We start from the raw sequence: 19,578 nt of genomic DNA, 5'->3' as shown, positions 1-19,578 counted from the left end.
AACGCAAGACCCCGGAACAGCGCAGAAGAACCGATTCACGAGCGGCCGCACGGAAGCTGAATGAGCACCGAACGCACCGAACACATACCCTCCGGGCGACCCCGGCACCGTCCGCTGGCTCCGCCCGCCTGGCTGCTCAAGGGACTGCGGCCGAGCACCGCCCCGATCCCCTGGGCCGCCGCCGCGCGCGCCGGCATCGCGATGGCCGCCCCTCTCGCCGTCGGATTCGCCCTGAACGAGCCCGAGTACGGGGCCCTCGTATCGATGGGCGCCCTGTCCGGGGTCATCGGCGACACCGCCGACGCCTACCGGATGCGGGTCCTGAACATCGCCGTGCCCCAGCTGTTCGGCGCGGTCGGAGTCACCCTGGGCACCCTGGTCTACGGCCACGGCTGGCTCGCCGTCGGCGCCCTCACCCTGATCGCCCTCGTCTCCGGGATGATCTCCTCGATCGGTACCGTCGCGTCCGTCTCCGGACTGCTGCTGCTCCTCAACGCCGTGGTCGGCGCCGGACTGCCGCTCCCCCAGCCCTGGTGGACGGCCCCGCTGCTGCTCGGCGCGGGCGGGCTGTTCGTCCTCCTGCTGACCCTGCTGGGCTGGCCGCTGCGCGGCCGGCAACCGGAGCGCGTGGCCGTGGCGGCCACCTACCGGGCGCTCGCCGACGCCCTGGAAGCGGCGGGCGGACCGGACTACGACGACCGGCGCCGACAGGTCACGCACGCCCTGAACCAGGCCTACGACCTGGTCCTGGGCCGCCGCGCCCGGGTGCACGGCCGCAGTCCCGCGCTCGTACGGATGCTGGCCCAGCTGAACGTGGTGATCCCGCTGGTGGAGGCCGCACCCGCCATGCACCTGCGGGGCAGGGCGCTGCCGCCCGAGATCCCCGCGGCCGTACGGGAGCTGGCGCGGGCCGTGGAGGAGGGCCGCACCGGCAAGCCCGTACTGGACCTGCCCGCGCCGCACACCCCCGCGGAACGGGCACTCGACGCGGCCCTGCGGCACGCGGCGGCCATCGTGCACGTGCCCGATCCCGACCTGCACAACGTCGACGACCGGCTCGGCCGGCCCGCCGCGCTGACGGTCCGCAGCCGGCGGGCCGTGCGCGACATGATGCTGTCCAGCGCCTCCTGGCGGTACGGGCTGCGCCTGGCCCTGTGCATCGGGCTCGCCCAGACACTCGTCTCCGTGGTGCCCGTCGAGCGGTCCTACTGGATCGCGCTGACCGTCACCTTCGTCCTCAAACCCGACTTCGGCTCGGTGTTCTCCCGGGCCGTGCTGCGCGCCGTGGGCACGGCGGCCGGGCTGGTCATCGCCGCCGCCGTGCTCGCCGAGGTGCCGCGCGGCTGGTGGGACGTGCCGGTGATGGTGGTGCTCGGCGCCCTGATCCCCGCCTTCTCCGTCAAGGGGTACGCCTTCCAGACCGCCGCGATCACCCCGGTGATCCTGCTGCTCTCGGACCTCCTCAACCATCAGGGCTTCGACCTGATCCGGCCCCGGCTCCTGGACAGCCTGATCGGCTGCGCCATCACCCTCCTCGCCGGCTACCTGCTGTGGCCCGAGAGCTGGCACACCCGGATCGGCGACCGGCTCGCCGACACCGTGGACGACGCGGCCCGGTACGTGGAACGGGCCTTCGGCACCCACCCCGACACGGAAGCCGGCCGGCAGGCCGCGCGGACCGCCCGGCTCCAGGCCCGGCGGCGGATCTACCGCGAGATGTCGGGCGTGCGCAACGAGTTCCAGCGGGCGCTGACCGAGCCGCCGCCGACGGGGGCGCGGGCCGCCGCGTGGTGGCCGCTGGTCGTCGCCGTAGAACGGATCGTCGACGCGACCACCGCGGCGCGGGTCCGGGTCAACCACGGCGCCGAAGCCCCCGGCGCCGAGGAGGTGGCGATCGTCATCGCCGATCTGCGGGCCCTGGCCCAGGGCGTGCGCCGGGCCAGGACGCCGACCCAGCTGCGCCCGGCGGCGCTGCCGCCCGGGGACGAGGCATCCGTCCTGGCCCCGGTGCGCCACGAACTCGCCGCGGCCCGCGCGATCGCCGCCGACGACCACTGACCCGGGACCGCCGCCCCCGGGGCCCGGGTCGCGCGCGTCGCCCGAATGGCCCCGGGGCCGGGCCCGCACGGCCCGGCCGGGAGAGCATCGGTGCATGAGGCCCCTCTCCCGGCGCGGCCGCGCAGCGGTCCCGGTCCTCGCCGCCGTCCTCGCAGCGGCGGCCGGGTGCGCCGATGTGGACGGACTGCACGACGACGGCGACCTGGGCACGGTGCACGCCCCGCAGTCCCTGTGGCGCGACATCCACCCGGACCCGCCCGGCCCGGGCCAGAACCCCGGTACGGCCGCCGTGGTCCCGGGGCTGCCCAAGGTCGCCGGGCTCGGCATGCGGGGCGTGAACGCGGTGGAGGTCGTACGGGCCGACATCACCGCCGCCACCGCCCAGGACCAGGGGACCGGACGCCTCGTCGACCCCCGGGCGGTGCAGCGCCTCGCCCTGTGCACACGGGCTGTGGACGGAGGCCCGGACTGTCCGGTGCGGCCCCCGGTGCTGCACGACGTGACGGGCAACGGCCGCGACGAGCTGATCACCGCCCTGGACATCGACGGCCGGGTCAGCGAGCTGCGCGTCTACACCGTCCGCGACGACGGGGCCATCGCCCGGATCCTGTCCCGGCGCGGGGTGCTGGAGGGCGTGGAGGTGGCCGCGGAACACCTGGCGGTCCGCGAGCCGACCTCGAACCCGGAGAAGGTCTCCGTCTCCGACTACGTGTGGGACCCCAAGGCCGGGATCATGAACCTGTCCCAGCTCACCCTCGACGAGTGCCCGGGCGCGAAGAACGGCTCCGCCCCGTGCTCCTCCGCGAGCCGGGGCTGAGGGGCCGGGCCGCCGTGCGGGTGACGAGCAGTCTGCGCTGGAAGATCGCACTGACCACCACGGCCGTGTGCTGCGCCGTCGCGGCGGTGCTCGGGATCCTCGTGCACAACGTGGTCGCCCGGCAGATCGTCGGAGAGGTCCGCAAGGACGCGGACCGGGATCTGGACTACGCCCTCGCCCAGTACCAGTACGGCACCTCGCACGGTGAGGTGAACGTAGCCGTGAACCCGCCCGAGCTCCCGGAACCGCTGCGGACGCTCGTGTCCCACGGACGCACCGGCAGCATGGTCGGCGAGCGCGCCGGCCAACCCGTCATGTGGGCCGCCGGACCCGCCGACGGCAAGGCCCTCGCCATCTGGCTGCCGTACGAGAGCACCCGCCACCGGCTGCGGGACGTCGACACCGCGATCCTGGCCTCCGCCGCGCTCGCCGCCGGAGTCGTGGCGCTGGCCGGCCTGTTCCTCGCCAACCGGATCAGCCGCCGGCTGACCACCACGGCCGCCGTGGCCCGCCGGATCAGCGCCGGGGACCTGGACGCGCGCGTGGGGTTCCCCGTGGAACAGGACGACGACCGGCGCCGGCCTCGCTACCGCGACGAGGTGCGGGACGTCGCGGTGGCGCTCGATTCCATGGCCCGTTCCCTCCAGGAGCGGATCGAGGCGGAGAAGCGCTTCACCGCGGACGTCGCGCACGAGCTGCGCACCCCGCTCACCGGTTCCCTCGCCGCGGCCGCCCTGCTGCCGGAGGGGCGCCCCAAGGAGATGATCAACGACCGGCTCAAGGCCCTGCACCTGCTCACCGAGGACCTGCTGGAGATCTCCCGGCTGGAATCGGGCGTCGAGCAAGCCGAGCCGGCCCGGGTGGAACTCGGCGAGGCGGTCCGGCGGGCCGTCCGGGCGACCCGCCTGGAGGCCTCCGTACGGATCGTCCGTGACGTGGTGGTGCTCACCGACCGGCGGCGGCTGGACCGGATCCTGACCAACCTGCTGGTCAACGCCGACAAGCACGGGGAACCGCCGGTCGAGGTGAGCGTCGAAGGCCCGGTGGTGGTCGTGCGCGACCACGGGCCCGGCTACCCGCCCGAGCTGATCGAGCAGGGACCGCAGCGCTTCCGCACCGGGGACCCGGGCCGCGGCCGGGGCCACGGGCTGGGCCTGACCATCGTGGCCGGCCAGGCGGCGGTCCTGGAGATCGCCCTGAGCTTCGCCAACGCACCCGACGGCGGGGCGATGACCACGCTCAGGCTGCCCGTCGGACGCCTGACGGACGGGAGCGGCTAAGCCGAGCGTCCCTCCCCCGGCCAGCGCCGGGAAGCGCACCCGGTGAAACGCCCGTGGGCGGTGGGTGTTTCACGTGAAACACCCACCGCCCGGATGGATTCAACCGGTCAACTGACCGTGCGCACCGGCCCGATCAGACGCCGATGTTCTTGCCGTCCTTGCGCCAGACGGACACGACCGCCGGACGGACGATCTTGCCGGGGCCGTCGGGCCACACCGACTGGGGCTTCTCGACGGACGCGCCGTCGATCTCGCCCGGGTGCTGGACGGCGACCAGGACGCGCTTGTCCTGGACCAGCGGGCCGCAGGTTTCGGCGCCGCGGGGGACGGTCAGGAACTGCTTCAGCTCGCCGCGGCGGTCACCGGCGGTGGCCACACCGAACAGACCGTCGTGGGAGCCGAGCTGGTTGCCGTCCGTGGAGATCCACAGGTTGCCGTGCGGGTCGAAGGTCACGTTGTCCGGGCAGGAGATCGGGCTGACCTTCTCCTTCGGGAAGCCGGCGAAGAAGGTGGACGGGTCCTTCGGGTCACCGGCGACCAGGAAGAGGCGCCAGGCGAAGCCGTCGCCGGCCGGGTCGTCGAAGTTCTCGGCGAGCTCCAGGATCTGGCCGTGCTTGTTCGCGTTGCGCGGGTTGGCCTCGTCCGCACCGGCCTTGCCGGCCTTGCCCCGGTCGCTGTTGTTGGTGAGGACGACGTACACGCGGCCGGTGCGCGGCGAGGGCTCGATGTCCTCGGGGCGGTCCATCTTCGTGGCGCCCACCTTGTCGCCGGCCTCACGCGTGAAGACGGCCACCTCTTCGGCGGTCATGCCCTCGACGTGCGAGACGTTGCCGGAGGGGGAGGAGGTGAGGAGCTTGATCCACACGCCGGAGCCGTCGAACTGGCCGTCGGACGGCAGCTTGCCCGTGCCGTCGAACTCGGCGGCCGGGGAGTCACCGGTCAGCTTGGCCACGTAGAGGGTGCCCTCGTCGAGCAGCGTGAGGTTGTGCTCCTTCGCCGCTCGCGAGTCGCCCTTCTTCATCTTCTTCGAGGAGACGAACTTGTAGAAGTAGTCGAACTTCTCGTCGTCGCCCATGTAGACGACCGGGCGGCCGTCCTCGGTCAGGCGGGGCTGGGCGCCCTCGTGCTTGAAGCGGCCCAGCGCGGTGCGCTTGCGCGGGGTGGAGTGCGGGTCGTACGGGTCGAGCTCGACGACCCAGCCGAAGCGGTGCGACTCGTTGGGCTCCTGGAGCACGTCGAAGCGCTTGTCGAAGCGCTCCCACTTGCGCTCGGTGGCGCCGGCGGTCACGCCGTAGCGCTTCAGGCGGGCGGCCTCGGTGGCGTCGGTGACCTGGCCGGCGTTGGCGAAGTACTGGTTGAAGTTCTCCTCGCCGTGCAGCGTGGTGCCCCACGGCGTGGTGCCGCCGGAGCAGTTGTTGAGCGTGCCGAGGACCTTGGTGCCGGTCGTGTCGACGGAGGTCTTCACCAGGGCGCTGCCCGCGGCCGGGCCGGTGAGCTTGAACTCGCTGGTCGCGGTGAGGCGGCGGTTGAGCTGGTGACGGTTGACCGCGGTCAGCTTGCCGCTGCGGTGGTCCTCCTGGACGACGACGACACCGAGGCCGTGCGCGGCCCAGGCGATCTCGACCTGCTCGCGGGTCGGGTTCGCGGGGTCGTAGCCCTTGAACATGAGGATCTCGTCGGTGTACTCGTGGTTGGCCACGAGCAGCTGCTGGCGCTCGTAGTCCCCGCCGAGCGGCAGCAGCGAGAGGAAGTCGTTGTTGTAGCCGAACTGACCGGCCTGGGCGGCGGCGGTCTGCTTGTCGGCGTTGAAGCCCGGAGCGCCCTTGACGATGGGCTCGCCCCAGCGGATGACCACGTTCTGCTCGTAGCCCTCGGGGACGGTGACCCGGTCGTCGGTGTTCGGCGCGACGGCCTTGAAGCGCAGACCGCGGGCGCCCGCGGCGTCGGCGGCGGCGCCCTGGGCGTCGGCGGCGGGGGCGGCGGTGGCCGAGGAGCCGTTGCTGCCGAGGGTGATGGCGGTACCGGCGGCGGACGCGACCGTGACGACGGCGGCGGAGCGCAGCATCGAGCGGCGCGAGTAGGCGCGGGCGATGACGTCGCCGACGTACTCGTTGTCGCTCTTGTTCGGCACCTCGTGGAAGCAGGCGTCGCCACAGCGGTAGCGGCAGGTGAGGGCGGAACGGCCGCCCCCATGCGAGTTGCCTATGAGCGGCAGGAGCTTGCGCACGAGTGTCCTCCGTAGATGCACGGGTGCCGACAGCATGTCGGTCGAATCCAGCCGTGACGGTAGGCGCGGGTTGCGCCGAAGCGGCGGCGGCGGAATGAACGCCCGGTGAACCGGGCACGTCGGTGCGGGAGTTCGGCAAGATGGGGTGTGTGCTGGGCGGGCCGGGCGCCACGAAGGGCGCCCCTGCCGAAGTTCCAGCCAAGCGGCCGATAACCTTACGTGTCCACTCTGGGCAGGGATCAACCGCGCAGCACGGACAAATGACGCACGCACTCATGCGAAAGGCCTGGCCCATGGGTATTCGGAGCTTGTTGCGCAAGGTGTTCGGACGGTCTGCCGAGCCGGTTCCGGAGATGACGGACGCCACTTCGGCCTCCGTCCCAAACCAGGCGGAACGGACCCCCCTGGACGTGGCGGCCGAACTGGTCGCCGCCTCCTTCGACAATCCGACGGTTCCCCCGCAGTCCGCTCCGCGGGACCGCGAGCCGGGGACCCTTCTCACCGCCCCGGCCCCGGACCCCACGGTCCCGGAGGCCCGGCGCCCCCAGCCGTCGACCGCACCGGAGCCGGTCGCCGAGCCGGCGGCCGCCGAGGCCGAGGCCATGGCTCCCGAGACGGAGCCGGTCGCCGAGGTCGCCGCGTCCGAGCCGGAGCCGGAGGACAAGGCCGAGGCTGTCGTGGCCGAGCCGGAGCCGGAGGACAAGGCCGAGGCGGTCGTGGCCGAGGCGGTCGTGGCCGAGCCGGAGACGCCGACGGCCGCATCGGCCACCGAGGTCGTGGCCGAGGCCGAGCCCGAGGCGGTCGCCGAGGTCGAGGCCCCCGTCGTCGCCGAGGACCCGGTCGCGGCCGAGGACCCGGTCGTGGCCGAGCCCGCGGCGGAGACCGAACCCGAGGTCGTCGTCGCCGAGGACCCGGTCGTGGCCGAGCCCGCGGCGGAGACCGAACCCGAGCTCGTCGTCGCGCCCTTGGCAGCCGAGGTCGAGACCTCCGCGGCCGAGCCGGTGGCCGAGGTCGAGGTCGTCGTCGCCGCCGCCGAGGTTCCCGAGGTGAAGCCCGTGGTGGTGGCTGAGCCCGCGGCGGAGGCCGTCGTCGAGGCTCCCGTCGAGGCCGAGCCCGTGGCGGCCGTCGCCGAGACCGAGCCCGAGCCCGCGCCCGAGCCGGAGCCCGAACCGGTGGTCGGGGTCCTCGCCACCGAGACCGACGGGCCGGCTCGCGCCCTCGCCGAGGTGAAGCGGGCGGCTCCGGGGGTGGCCGGGGCCTACAAGGCCGCCGGGACGGTGCTCCGGGGCAAGGGCAAGGCCGGTGCGCGGGCCAAGGTGTACCTGGTCCTGGACCGGTCCGGGTCGATGCGCCCGTTCTACAAGGACGGCAGCGCCCAGCACCTCGCGGACCACGCCCTCGCCCTCGCCGCTCACCTCGACGCCGAGGCGACCGTGCACACCGTGTTCTTCTCCACGGACGTGGACGGCACCGCCGACCTGACCCTCGACGCCCACGACGGCACCTGGGTCGAGACCCGGCACGCCGAGCTCGGCCACATGGGCCGCACCAGCTACCACCGCGCCGTGGAGCAGGTCATCGAGCACTACGAGAAGGACGGCGGCGACCACCCCGCCCTGGTCGTGTTCCAGACCGACGGCGCCCCCGACGGCGTCCGGCCCGCCAAGCAGGCCCTGGCGGACGCCGCCGCCTCCGCACCCGGCGTGTACTGGCAGTTCGTCGCCTTCGGCGACCACGACGCCAAGGCCTTCGACTTCCTGCGCAAGCTGGACGCCGAGAACGCCGGTTTCTTCCACGCCGGTCCGGCCCCCGCCGGCCTGACCTCCGCCGCGCTGGCGAAGGGCCTGCTCCAGAGCTTCTGAGCCCTGAGGCCCGCCCCGCACGACGCGCGCACGACGCACGCACGACGAAGGGCCCCGGATCCATCGGATCCGGGGCCCTTCGTCTCGTCTACCGGCGATTACCGCGCGGCGTCCGGGTGGACGGCCTCCGCGATCGGCTTGGCGTCGGCGGCCTTCGTCTCCACCGGCTTGCGCAGCGCGATGTTCAGCTCGCGCAGGCGGGACTCCTCCAGAACGGTGGGCGCGCCCATCATCAGGTCCTGCGCGTTGCCGTTCAGCGGGAAGGCGATGGTCTCGCGGATGTTCGGCTCGTCGGCGAGCAGCATCACGATGCGGTCCACACCCGGGGCGATGCCACCGTGCGGCGGGGCGCCGAGGCGGAAGGCGCGCAGCATGCCGGCGAACTCGCGCTCGACGGTCTCGGCCTCGTAACCCGCGATCTCGAAGGCCTTCAGCATGACCTCGGGCTCGTGGTTTCGGATGGCGCCGGAGGACAGCTCGATGCCGTTGCAGACGATGTCGTACTGCCAGGCCAGGATGTCCAGCGGGTCCTTCTCCTCCAGGTCCTTCATGCCGCCCTGGGGCATGGAGAACGGGTTGTGGGAGAAGTCGATCTTGCCGGTCTCCTCGTCCTTCTCGTACATCGGGAAGTCGACGATCCAGCAGAAGCGGAAGACGTTCTCCTCGAACTGGCCCGCCCGCTTGGCCGCCTCGACGCGCACGCCCGACATGATCTTGGAGACCTCGTCGAACTCGCCGGCGCCGAAGAACACGGCGTGGCCGGGGACCAGGCCCAGGCGCTCGGTGAGGACCTTGACGTTCTCCTCGGTGAGGAACTTGGCGATCGGGCCGGTCAGGGCACCGTCCTCGCCGACGCGGACCCAGGCCAGGCCCTTGGCGCCGAGCGAGATCGCGTACTCGCCGAGGCCGTCGAAGAACTTGCGCGGCTGCGCGGCGGTGTCCGGGACGGCCAGCGCACGCACGTGCTTGCCGGCGAACGCCTTGAACTCCGAGCCCTCGAAGACGTCGGTGATGTCGACGAGCTCCAGCTTGGCGCGCAGGTCGGGCTTGTCGTTGCCGTACTTCAGCATCGACTCGCGGAACGGGATCCGCGGGAACGGCGAGGTGACCTCGCGGCCGCCCCCGAACTCGGTGAAGAGCTCGGTCATCAGGCGCTCGATCGGCTGGAAGACGTCCTCCTGCTCGACGAAGGACATCTCGACGTCGAGCTGGTAGAACTCGCCCGGCGAACGGTCGGCGCGGGCGTCCTCGTCGCGGAAGCACGGCGCGATCTGGAAGTACCGGTCGAAGCCCGAGATCATCAGCAGCTGCTTGAACTGCTGCGGGGCCTGCGGCAGGGCGTAGAACTTGCCCGGGTTCAGGCGGGACGGGACGACGAAGTCGCGCGCGCCCTCGGGGGAGGTCGCGGTGAGGATCGGGGTCGCCATCTCGTTGAAGCCGAGGGCCACCATCTTCGAGCGGATCGACGCGATGACGGCCGAGCGCAGCATGATGTTGCGGTGCATGCGCTCGCGGCGCAGGTCGAGGAAGCGGTACTCCAGGCGCCGCTCCTCGTTCACACCGTCGTCGGTGTTGATCGTGAAGGGCAGCGGGGCGGCCGCGCCGAGCACCTCGACCTCGGCGGCCTCGATCTCGATCTCGCCGGTGGGCAGCTCGCCGTTGACGTTATCGGCGCCGCGGGAGACGACCTTGCCGTCGACACGGACGACGGTCTCCTTGGACAGCTTGTCCAGGACGGCGGCCGCGGCCGTGCCGGGGCGGGCGACGAGCTGCGTGATGCCGTAGTGGTCGCGCAGATCGATGAAGAGGATGCCGCCCAGGTCTCGACGGTTGTGCAGCCAGCCGCTCAGCCGGACGTCGGCGTTGACGTCAGAGGCGCGGAGCTCGCCGCAGGTGTGGGACCTGTACCGATGCATCAGTCATCCAGTTCTTCGCGATACCAGGGTGGATTCAACCCTCACAAGGTTACCGTCCGGGCCGGGGACCGTGCGGGCGTGCCCGCCGACCCCCGTGAACAGGCACGCCCGGGGGATGACCTGTAAAGATGACCGGGTGCGCACAGAGGACGTCCTGGCCGCCATCGCGACGGGCCTGTGGCGATGGGACAACGCCTCCGGGACGGTCACCCTCGACGGCGAGGCCGCCCGGCTGCTCGGGCTGCCCGCCGAGCCCGTCGTGCTGCCGGAGGTCGTCGTACGTTCGCGGTTCCACCCGGTGGACTGGAACGAGATCAACGGGATCGTCAACCTCGCAGTGGCCGAGGACACCCTGGCCGAGGCCCGGCTGCGGATCATGGACGAGGACGGGCGGGTGCTGCGGACCGTGCGCAGCCGCTCCAAGCCCGTGGAGAACCGGTCCGCCGACGGCCGCGTCGACTACGAGCTGATCGGCACCATCCAGGAGATCGCCGAGCCGCAGCCCGGCACCACCGCCGTCCACACCCCGATCACCGGCGACTGGCGGCGCTCCCGCGAGGCCTTCCTGCTGGACGCGGGGCGGGCGCTCGCCGAGGCCCGGTCCACGGCGGAGGTGCTGCGCGTCGCCGCCTCGCTGTCGATGCCCGGCTTCAGCCCCGACGGGCTGGCGGTGTTCGAGGTGGCCGGGGACCGGCTGGCGATCATCGGGCACCACGGGCACGGCCCCGGGGACGAGGCCCCCTTCTCGGACATGCGGCTGGACACGGACTACCCGGCCGCCGAGGTGGTCCGTACGGGTCGGGCGATCTACCTCCCCTCCCCCGAGGACTACAAACGGCGGTTCCCGGCCACCTGGCCGCTCGCCCAGCGCTTCGGCCGGGCCTCGTGGGCCTTCCTCCCCCTGATCGTCGCCGGGCGCACCATGGGCGCCTGGATGGCCGCGTTCAAGCACCCGGTGTCCTTCTCCCCGGACGAGCGCTCCGTCCTGACCACGGTGGCCCGGATGCTGGCCCAGGCCCTCCAGCGGGCGGGCGTGGCCGAATCCGAGCGGGAACTCACCTCCGACCTGCAACGGTCGATGATGCCCATGCTGGGCCCCGACATCCCCGGCATGCGGATCGCCGCCCGGTACGTCCCGACCGGCGGCGGACTGGAGGTCGGCGGCGACTGGTACGACATGATCCCGCTGCCGGCGGGACGGTTCGCGCTGGTCATCGGGGACGTCCAGGGGCACGACGTACGGGCCGCCGGGCTGATGGGCCAGCTGCGGATCGCGGTGCGCGCGTACGCCTCCGAGGGCCACCGGCCCGACGCGGTGCTCTCGCGCGCCTCCCGCTTCCTGGCCGGCATCACCGATTCGTACGAGGACGACGACTTCCGCAGCCCGCGCTTCGCGACCTGCCTGTACGTGGAGTGCGACCCGGCGTCCGGGCTGCTGGAGGTGGCCCGCGCCGGCCATCCCGACCCGGTGATCCGGATGCCGGACGGCACGGTGCTGATGCGCCCGACCGCCGGCGGCCTGCCGCTCGGCATCGTCGCGGACACGGACTACCCGACGACGCGGTTCACGCTGGAGCCCGGCGAGACGATGGTGCTCTGCACCGACGGGCTGATCGAGACCGGCGGGCACGACCTGGACACGGGCTGGGCGCGGCTGCGGGCGATCCTGGAGTCCGAGACGCACGAGCCGGACGGGACGCACGGCCCCGACGGCCTGGAGAAGCTGGCCGATCTGCTGGTGCAGGCCGTGCACGGGCCCTCCTCGCACCACACCACCGGCCCGCTGGCCGACCGTCGCGAGGACGACATAGCCGTCGTGCTGCTGTGCCGGGAGGGCGCGGAATGCGACTGCGGGGCCCCCGCGGAGCACGTGGTGCGACCGGCGCGCCGCACGATGCTGACCGTGGCGCAGGCGGAGCCGGAGCGGATCGCGGGCGCCCGCCGGCAGATCCGGGAGCTGCTGCACGACTGGGCGGACGCGGAACAGGTGGACTCGGCGGTGCTCATGGTCTCCGAGATGGTCACGAACGTCCTCATGCACACGGACGGCGACGCGCTGCTCGTCGCGGAGGCGGTGGGCGAACGGGGGACGCGGCGGCTGCGCATCGAGGTAGCCGACGCCAGCGACGAGCTGCCGCACAAGCGGCACCCCGGCGAGATGGCGTCGAGCGGCCGGGGCGTCCTGCTGATGGAGATGCTGGCGGACACCTGGGGCGTGGACCCGCGCGGCGAGGGCAAGTCGATCTGGTTCGAAATGTACGAGCAGACCAAGGACGGTTCCTAGGCTCCGTACCGTGCGGGGACGGCCCGGCGCGGCCAACGCGGCTCCGCGGCGGCGTGGTTGGATGCACGGGTGCTGACTCTGCTTCCCCCGCCGGTCAGGCGGCTGGCCGCCTGGTGCGTGGTCGCCCTGCTCGTCACCGGCGTGGCCGCCGTCGGCGTGTGGCTGTGCATCACCTTCAAGACGGCCGTCACGCCCGTCCTGCTCGCGCTGCTCGGAGCGGCACTGCTCGGGCCGATGCACCGGCGTCTCGTACGGATGGGGATGCACCGCTCGCTGGCCGCCGCGCTCACCTGCCTCGGCGTGGTCGCGGTGTTCGGCGGGGCCGGGTACGTGGTCGTCCACGCCCTGATCGACACCGGTGACCAGATCCTCGACTCCCTCAAGCAGGCCGGGCAGGACCTCGCCGCCCGCTTCGGGCCCGCCGGCACCTCGCTGGAGGACCTGGCCTCGAACGCCAAGGAGCTGCTGGCGAAGTTCGGCGGTACGGCCGCCTCCGGCGTCATCACCGGCATCAGCGTCGTCGGCGAGATGCTCGCCACCGCCGTGCTCGCCCTCCTGCTGATGTTCTTCTTCCTGCGCGATTCCCACCGCGCCGCCGGGACCCTGCGCTCGCTCGCGCCCCGCGCCACCGGCGACACCGTCGAGGCGATGGCGCGCCGCGCCTTCGAGGCGGTCGAGGGCTTCATGCGCGGAACGACCTTCATCGCCCTGATCGACGCCCTGTGCATCACGATCGGGCTGCTCGTGCTCCGCGTTCCCGGCGCCGTCGGCCTCGGCGCCCTGGTGTTCGTGGGCGCGTACATCCCCTACCTGGGGGCCTTCATCTCCGGCGCGGTGGCCGTCCTCGTCGCCTTCGCCGAGCGGGGCTGGTTCATCGGTCTGTGGGCCGTGGGCGTGGTGCTCGCCGTACAGGTGCTGGAGGGGCACATCCTCCAGCCCGTGATCCAGAGCCGGACCGTGCAGATGCACCCCGCCGTGGTCATGCTCGCCATCACCGCCGGCGCCAGCGTCGCCGGGATCCTCGGCATGCTGCTGTCCGTGCCGCTGACCGCCGCCGCGTTCGGTGTGGTGTCGGAGATCCGGGCGCGCTACGCGGGGGCCGAGCCCCGGGAGTAGCGCGCCGCGCGGGGTCAGGAGTGCTGGTCCGCCGACTTGTTGCGCTCCCGGGCGGTGGTGGGGATGGTGCCCAGCCGGCCGGCCTGGAAGTCGTCGAAGGCCTGCTGGAGCTCCTGGCGGCTGTTCATGACGAACGGCCCGTAGTGCGCCATCGGCTCGCGGATGGGGCGCCCGCCGAGGATGACGACCTCCAGGTCCGGGGTGTTGGCGTCCTGGGACTCGTCCGCGCGCACCGTGATCGAGCCGCCCTCGCCGAAGACCGCCGTCTGCCCGGTGTGGACGGGCCGCCGGTCGGTGCCGACGCTGCCGCGCCCGGCCATGACGTACGCGAGGGCGTTGAAGTCCTCGCGCCACGGGAGGGTGATCTGCGCGCCCGGGGTGACGGTCGCGTGGATCATCGTGATCGGGGTGTGGGTGATGCCGGGGCCGGAGTGGCCGTCCAGTTCACCGGCGATCACGCGGAGCAGGGCGCCGCCGTCGGGGGTGGACAGCAGCTGGACCTGGCCGCCGCCGATGTCCTGGTAGCGCGGGGGCATCATCTTGTCGGAGGCGGGGAGGTTCACCCACAGCTGGAGGCCGTGGAAGAGGCCGCCGGACACGACGAGGGACTCCGGCGGCGCCTCGATGTGCAGGAGGCCGGAGCCGGCGGTCATCCACTGGGTGTCACCGCCGTTGATGATTCCGCCGCCGCCGTTGCTGTCCTGGTGGACGAAGGTTCCGTCGATCAGGTACGTGACGGTCTCGAAGCCGCGGTGGGGGTGCCAGGGGGTGCCCTTGGGCTCGCCCGGCGCGTACTCCACCTCGCCCATCTGATCCATCATGATGAACGGGTCGAGGTGCTGGTAGTTGATCCCGGCGAACGCGCGGCGCACCGGGAACCCCTCGCCCTCGAACCCACCCGGGGCGGTCGTGACGGCCAGCACCTTGCGGGCGGCGGTCTCCTGAGCGGGCTCGGCGACGCGGGGGAGCGTCAACGGGTTCTCCACAGTCACTGCAGGCATGGTCGGAACCTCCTTCTGCGTCGAGTTTAGTTGAAACTCGAACTTTCTGCCACACCCCACAGAACAGAAGGGGCCCCGGGGACATTCCCCCGGGGCCCTGAGCCTGTCACCTGCGCGTATGCGGTTACGGCGAAACGATGACCGAGTTGATGGGGGTGATGTCCCGCCACCGCCACTCGTCGATCGGCATGTACTCACAGCTGCCGGTTCCGTTGTAGCCCGTGCACAGCCGGAACTTCCAGTTTCCGGTCTGGTTGTTGAGGACCCAGCGCTCGTGGTTCATGTTGCTGAGGTTGTACGTGCCCGCGCGGTCCTTGGCCCAGGCGACCGTGTGCGAGCCCACGCCCTCGGTGTAGATGCAGGCGAACCCGGAAGGGCACCCGTCGACCGTGTGGTGGGAGGCCGCGGCCGGCGAAGCCGCCAGGACCCCCGTACCCAGCGCCAGCACCCCGGTGGCCGCCAGCGCGGCGAACTTCGTGCGGATCGATATGCGTGACATCGCGTCTCCCTGGTCCGATCGGTGGAGCGGGGCCCCGTGTCCTCCCCCCGCAGCACCGATGTTCGGGATTCCGGGCGCCGGCCGCGATCCTTTCGGGCGTGCCCGAAAGGATCGGCGGCCAGCCGTGGACGGCCCCCGGCTGCCGCCGTCAGCCGCCGCTGCGCAGCAGGTCCACGCCCAGCCCCGTGGCCGAGTGGAGGACCGCCTTGCCGTCCCGCTCCGTGATGATCAGCCCGGCCGCGCGCAGCGTCCGCGTGTGCTCCGAGACCGACGGCAGGCTGATGTCCAGGTCCCGGGCCAGCTCGCTCGTGGTCCGCCGCTCGACCAGCAGGTGCAGGACGGCGGCGCGGGTCCGGCCCAGCAGCGCGTCCAGCGCACCCTCCGCCCGGTCCGGCCCGACCAGCGGCAGCGGGGTCAGCGCCGGGTAGTGCAGGACGTGCGATCCGTCCGGCAGGCCGGCCAGCAGCGGACGCCCCGTCCAGAACGCCGAGGGCATCAGCACCAGGCCGCGGCCACCGAGGCGGATCTCGTAGTCCGGATCCAGGGCCACCTCGAAGGCCGTCTGCGACCAGGCCGCCGCCGGGTGGACGCTCGCCAGGCAGGCCTTGATGCCGTGGGCGGCCAGCAGCCGGGTGCGCCAGGCGACGTCCGCCCGGAAGGACTGCCGTATCCGCGGCCACTGCGGGGCCACGACCGCCTCGTACGCGCAGCGGATCGCGCCGTCCAGCAGGTCCCACGCCTCGCGGTCCTGCCCCCACAGCGCGCGCAGCCAGGACGCCCCGCCGGGGGCGCGGGCGGCGGTGCGGTGCAGCTGCTCGGCGGTCAGCAGGGGCCCCGCGTCCCGTACGGCGGCCAGCCCTTCCTCCAGGCTCCGCGCCACGGGTTCGACGAACTGCGGATTGTCGCCGTCCGGCCGCAGCAGGTCGAGCAGCGGGCGCGCCCGGTCCGGTAACTCCCGGCCGACCCGGCTGCGCCAGCGGCCGAAAACGGCCTGCTCGTCGACGCGCTGCCAGGCGATCAGCGCCATCGACAGCTCCACCAGCGGCAGCGGCTCGCTCGCGAAGGTGACGTTGAGCAGGTCCTCCGCCGTGAAATGCACTCGCAGCACGATCCGCCCCCCGGCCACCGCCTCGCTCAGCCGTACATGCGCCGCATCGCGTAGTCGACCATCTGCTCCACGGCCTTCGCGTCGAAGACCATGCGGTGGTCGCCCTCCATGTCGAGGACGAAGCCGTAGCCGGTCGGCAGCAGGTCGATCACCTCGGCGCCCGTGATCACGAAGTACTTGGACTCCTTGCCGGCGTACCGGCGGAGCTCCTTGAGCGTGGTGAACATGGGGATCACCGGCTGCTGCGTGTTGTGCAGCGCCAGGAAGCCCGGCGTCTCACCGCGCGGGCAGTAGACCTTCGACGTGGCGAAGATCTGCTGGAAGTCCTCGGCGGACAGCGACCCGGTCGTGAACGCCCGCACCGCGTCGGCGAGCGACGGCGGCGAGGGCTCGGGGTACAGCGGCTGCTCGCCGTACCCGCCGGCCATCTGCTGCGGGGCGGCGTACTGCTGCTGCCCTGCGCTCACGTTCTGGTCGTAGCCGTACATAGGGCGAAGCCTACCGAGCGCCCCCGGCCCCGTGGACGCGCATTCCCGCCAGGGTTGCGGACCTGCGGCCGGCCGGCGCGCGGCTTGACCCTGGTCACAGTCGCCACATCAGGGGTTGCGTCTTATTACCCGTGGGTAGCATCATGACGTTACCGATTGGTATGTACGAGGAATCTGTCTTCCCGAGCCTTAACGGAGCCGTCGCCATGGGGCACTACAAGTCGAATCTCCGCGACATCGAGTTCAACCTCTTCGAGGTGCTCGGCCGCGACAAGCTGTACGGCACCGGACCGTTCGGTGAGATGGACACCGAGACCGCCAAGAGCGTCCTGTCCGAGCTCACCCGCCTCGCCGAGAACGAGCTGGCCGACTCCTTCACGGACGCCGACCGCAACCCGCCGGTCTTCGACCCGGCCACCAACACCGCGCCCGTCCCGGCGTCCTTCAAGAAGAGCTACGAAGCCTTCATGGACTCGGAGTACTGGCGTCTCGGCCTGCCCGAGGAGATCGGCGGCACCACCTCGCCCCGCTCCCTCATCTGGGCCTACGCGGAGCTGCTGCTCGGCTCGAACCCGGCCATCTGGATGTACTCCTCCGGCCCGGCGTTCGCCGGCATCCTCTTCGAAGAGGGCAACGAGGCGCAGAAGAAGGTCGCGCAGATAGCCGTCGAGAAGCGCTGGGGCTCCACCATGGTCCTCACCGAGCCGGACGCCGGCTCGGACGTCGGCGCCGGCCGCACCAAGGCCGTCCAGCAGGACGACGGCTCCTGGCACATCGAGGGCGTGAAGCGCTTCATCACCTCCGGTGAGCACGACATGGAGGAGAACATCCTCCACTACGTCCTCGCGCGCCCCGAGGGCCACGGCCCGGGCACCAAGGGCCTGTCCCTCTTCCTCGTCCCGAAGTTCCACTTCGACTGGGAGACCGGCGAGCTGGGCGAGCGCAACGGCGTCTACGCGACGAACGTCGAGCACAAGATGGGCCTCAAGGCCTCCAACACGTGCGAGATGACCTTCGGCGACCAGCACCCCGCCAAGGGCTGGCTGATCGGCGACAAGCACGACGGCATCCGCCAGATGTTCATGATCATCGAGTTCGCCCGCATGATGGTCGGCACGAAGGCCATCGCGACGCTCTCCACCGGCTACCTGAACGCCCTGGAGTACGCCAAGGAGCGCGTGCAGGGTCCGGACCTGGCCAACTTCATGGACAAGACGGCCCCCAAGGTCACCATCACGCACCACCCCGACGTGCGCCGTTCGCTGATGACGCAGAAGGCGTACGCCGAGGGCATGCGCGCCCTGGTGCTGTACACCGCCTCCGTCCAGGACGCGATCCAGGTCAAGCAGGCCGCGGGCGAGGACGCCTCCGCCGAGATCGGCCTGAACGACCTGCTCCTGCCGATCGTGAAGGGCTACGGCTCGGAGCGCTCGTACGAGCAGCTCGCCCAGTCGCTGCAGACCTTCGGCGGTTCCGGCTACCTGCAGGAATACCCGATCGAGCAGTACATCCGCGACGCCAAGATCGACACCCTCTACGAGGGCACCACGGCGATCCAGGGCCAGGACTTCTTCTTCCGGAAGATCGTCCGCGACCAGGGCGCCTCGCTGAACGTCCTCTCCGAGACGATCAAGAAGTTCCTGGCGGAGGCCGTCGGCGGCGAGGAGCTGGCCGGCGCCCGCGACGCGCTCGCCAAGGCCGCCGTGGACCTGGAGGCCATCGTCGGCCAGATGATCGTCGACCTCACCGCCACCGGCGAGGACGTCAAGAACATCTACAAGGTCGGCCAGAACACCACCCGCCTGCTGATGGCCTCCGGTGACGTGGTCGTCGGCTACCTGCTGCTCAAGGGCGCGGCCGTGGCCGCCGAGAAGCTCGCCGCCGGCGCCCCCGCGAAGGACGTCGCCTTCTACACCGGCAAGATCGCGGCGGCGAAGTTCTTCGCCTCGCAGGTGCTGCCGAACGTCTCGGTCGCCCGCGCGCTGGCCGAGTCCGTCGACAACTCCCTGATGGAGCTCGACGAGGCCGCGTTCTAGCCTTCACGGCTCTCCACGGTCATCCGCCCGACGGCCGGGCCCCCGCTGCGGGGCCCGGCCGTCGGCATTCACAGGTTGTCGGTGGTTCGTGGGACGCTCGTAGACATGAGTCCGGCAGAGCAGCACGGCAACAGCAGGGGGTACTCCGTCCCGACCGGGCGGCCGTACGCCCTCAAGGAGCTGCAGGCCGCCCTGGGCAGCCTCGGCGACCATCTGCGGGAGCTGTACGACGGCGCCCACCCCGCCGAGTACGAGGCCGTCGCCGACGCCCTGTACACCGCCTTCCAGACCGCCGCCGGGCTGGCGCCCGCCAAGAGCTACACCGGCTGCTCCGAGCACCCCAACGGGGCCCTGGACCCCGAGGCACCCGACGGCTGGGGCCGCTGCCTGATCTGCAACGACCGGCGCCGCCTCGGGCTGCGCTCCCAGGGCGCCCGCGCGGCGGCCGCCGCCCCGCCCGCCGGGGAGCAGCGCCGGCTGGGCTATCCCGTGCCGGACCCGCCGTACACGCTGCAGGCCCTGCGCGACCACCTCCGCATCGTTGAAGACCGCCGCTTCCACCTGGGCTTTTCCTCCCCCGCCGAGGACTTCGTCCGGATAGCGGACGATCTCCACCGGGCATTCATCGTGGCGCGCGAACTGTCCAGGCCGCGCAACGCCTCCGGCTGCTCCGAACACCCCGGCGCGCCCATCGACCCGGACGCGCCACCCGGTGAGGCCTGTATCTTCTGCGCCGGACGCAAGAGACGCGCGCAGCGCTCCGCGACGACCCCGGAGATGCTCCCGCGCATCCGCCGGGGCGAGCGCAGGCAGCTACAGCGCCGATTCGAGCGCCCGCCGGGCTGAACAGCCCGCCGGGACGTGGACCACACAGCCCGCAGCCCGG

Annotated in this window: 14 protein-coding genes; 8 read left to right on the top strand and 6 right to left on the bottom strand. The window is 72.0% G+C overall.

Annotation, left to right across the window (positions count from 1 at the left end; translation table 11 throughout):
* Positions 1-60: 60 nt before the first annotated feature.
* The 3 genes from AB0M92_RS08285 (at position 61) to AB0M92_RS08275 (ending at position 4,155) form a co-directional block, all read left to right on the top strand.
* A complete protein-coding gene (locus tag AB0M92_RS08285; RefSeq protein ID WP_366101280.1) occupies positions 61-2,058 on the top strand; it encodes an FUSC family protein in 1,998 nt (665 codons plus the stop codon).
* Between the two features lie 94 nt (positions 2,059-2,152).
* On the top strand, positions 2,153-2,875 hold the full coding sequence (locus AB0M92_RS08280; protein ID WP_366101278.1) for a hypothetical protein: 723 nt from the start codon (positions 2,153-2,155) through the stop codon (positions 2,873-2,875).
* 32 nt (positions 2,876-2,907) lie between these two features.
* Positions 2,908-4,155, top strand: coding sequence for a HAMP domain-containing sensor histidine kinase (locus AB0M92_RS08275; RefSeq protein ID WP_366101418.1), 1,248 nt, complete (start codon positions 2,908-2,910; stop codon positions 4,153-4,155).
* Positions 4,156-4,288: 133 nt separating this feature from the next.
* Here AB0M92_RS08275 and AB0M92_RS08270 read toward each other — a convergent pair whose 3' ends face one another.
* Positions 4,289-6,382, bottom strand: a complete 2,094-nt coding sequence (locus tag AB0M92_RS08270) for a PhoX family phosphatase (RefSeq protein ID WP_366101276.1) — start codon at positions 6,380-6,382, stop codon at positions 4,289-4,291.
* A gap of 353 nt (positions 6,383-6,735) precedes the next feature.
* Between AB0M92_RS08270 and AB0M92_RS08265 the strand changes: the two genes are divergently transcribed.
* Entirely contained in the window at positions 6,736-8,244 is a 1,509-nt protein-coding gene (locus tag AB0M92_RS08265) for a VWA domain-containing protein (protein ID WP_366101275.1), read from the top strand.
* 98 nt (positions 8,245-8,342) lie between these two features.
* Here the strand turns inward: AB0M92_RS08265 and aspS are convergent, their stop codons facing one another.
* The gene (aspS, locus tag AB0M92_RS08260) at positions 8,343-10,160 is read right to left on the bottom strand and encodes an aspartate--tRNA ligase (RefSeq protein ID WP_366101274.1); all 1,818 of its coding nucleotides are present in this window, start codon (positions 10,158-10,160) and stop codon (positions 8,343-8,345) included.
* A gap of 136 nt (positions 10,161-10,296) precedes the next feature.
* Here aspS and AB0M92_RS08255 point away from each other — a divergent pair, with 136 nt between their 5' ends.
* Positions 10,297-12,444 carry a SpoIIE family protein phosphatase gene (locus AB0M92_RS08255; protein WP_366101273.1) on the top strand — a complete coding sequence of 716 codons (2,148 nt, stop codon included), beginning with the start codon at positions 10,297-10,299 and terminating at the stop codon, positions 12,442-12,444.
* Positions 12,445-12,516: 72 nt separating this feature from the next.
* Complete coding sequence (locus AB0M92_RS08250; RefSeq protein ID WP_366101417.1) at positions 12,517-13,560, top strand: AI-2E family transporter; 1,044 nt, start codon at positions 12,517-12,519, stop codon at positions 13,558-13,560.
* A 14-nt stretch (positions 13,561-13,574) separates the two neighbouring features.
* Here AB0M92_RS08250 and AB0M92_RS08245 read toward each other — a convergent pair whose 3' ends face one another.
* The 4 genes from AB0M92_RS08245 to AB0M92_RS08230 all read right to left on the bottom strand — a co-directional run bounded on the left by AB0M92_RS08245 (position 13,575) and on the right by AB0M92_RS08230 (position 16,656).
* Positions 13,575-14,561, bottom strand: coding sequence for a pirin family protein (locus tag AB0M92_RS08245; protein ID WP_366101272.1), 987 nt, complete (start codon positions 14,559-14,561; stop codon positions 13,575-13,577).
* A 124-nt stretch (positions 14,562-14,685) separates the two neighbouring features.
* Entirely contained in the window at positions 14,686-15,060 is a 375-nt protein-coding gene (locus AB0M92_RS08240) for a hypothetical protein (protein WP_366101271.1), read from the bottom strand.
* A gap of 148 nt (positions 15,061-15,208) precedes the next feature.
* Positions 15,209-16,168: a DUF5937 family protein gene (locus AB0M92_RS08235; protein WP_366101270.1), complete on the bottom strand. Its 960-nt coding sequence runs from the start codon at positions 16,166-16,168 to the stop codon at positions 15,209-15,211.
* Positions 16,169-16,194: 26 nt separating this feature from the next.
* Positions 16,195-16,656 carry an SseB family protein gene (locus tag AB0M92_RS08230; RefSeq protein ID WP_099890461.1) on the bottom strand — a complete coding sequence of 154 codons (462 nt, stop codon included), beginning with the start codon at positions 16,654-16,656 and terminating at the stop codon, positions 16,195-16,197.
* A 206-nt stretch (positions 16,657-16,862) separates the two neighbouring features.
* On the opposite strand from AB0M92_RS08230, the gene AB0M92_RS08225 reads away from it, so the two are divergent.
* The gene (locus tag AB0M92_RS08225) at positions 16,863-18,692 is read left to right on the top strand and encodes an acyl-CoA dehydrogenase (protein WP_366101416.1); all 1,830 of its coding nucleotides are present in this window, start codon (positions 16,863-16,865) and stop codon (positions 18,690-18,692) included.
* 105 nt (positions 18,693-18,797) lie between these two features.
* Positions 18,798-19,538: a hypothetical protein gene (locus tag AB0M92_RS08220; protein ID WP_366101269.1), complete on the top strand. Its 741-nt coding sequence runs from the start codon at positions 18,798-18,800 to the stop codon at positions 19,536-19,538.
* Positions 19,539-19,578: the final 40 nt, after the last annotated feature.

It is taken from the genome of Streptomyces sp. NPDC051582 (assembly GCF_040681715.1).
Taxonomy (GTDB): Bacteria; Actinomycetota; Actinomycetes; order Streptomycetales; family Streptomycetaceae; genus Streptomyces.
This window is presented reverse-complemented; position numbering and strand designations above follow the sequence as displayed.

Excerpts from the sequence above, each read along its gene's own strand:
- AB0M92_RS08285 (WP_366101280.1), top strand. The coding sequence starts at position 61 with ATGAGCACCGAACGCACCGAACACATACCCTCCGGGCGACCCCGGCAC.
- AB0M92_RS08280 (WP_366101278.1), top strand. The coding sequence starts at position 2,153 with ATGAGGCCCCTCTCCCGGCGCGGCCGCGCAGCGGTCCCGGTCCTCGCC.
- AB0M92_RS08265 (WP_366101275.1), top strand. The coding sequence starts at position 6,736 with ATGACGGACGCCACTTCGGCCTCCGTCCCAAACCAGGCGGAACGGACC.
- aspS (WP_366101274.1), bottom strand. The coding sequence starts at position 10,160 with ATGCATCGGTACAGGTCCCACACCTGCGGCGAGCTCCGCGCCTCTGAC.
- AB0M92_RS08245 (WP_366101272.1), bottom strand. The coding sequence starts at position 14,561 with ATGCCTGCAGTGACTGTGGAGAACCCGTTGACGCTCCCCCGCGTCGCC.
- AB0M92_RS08240 (WP_366101271.1), bottom strand. The coding sequence starts at position 15,060 with ATGTCACGCATATCGATCCGCACGAAGTTCGCCGCGCTGGCGGCCACC.
- AB0M92_RS08230 (WP_099890461.1), bottom strand. The coding sequence starts at position 16,656 with ATGTACGGCTACGACCAGAACGTGAGCGCAGGGCAGCAGCAGTACGCC.
- AB0M92_RS08225 (WP_366101416.1), top strand. The coding sequence starts at position 16,863 with ATGGGGCACTACAAGTCGAATCTCCGCGACATCGAGTTCAACCTCTTC.
- AB0M92_RS08220 (WP_366101269.1), top strand. The coding sequence starts at position 18,798 with ATGAGTCCGGCAGAGCAGCACGGCAACAGCAGGGGGTACTCCGTCCCG.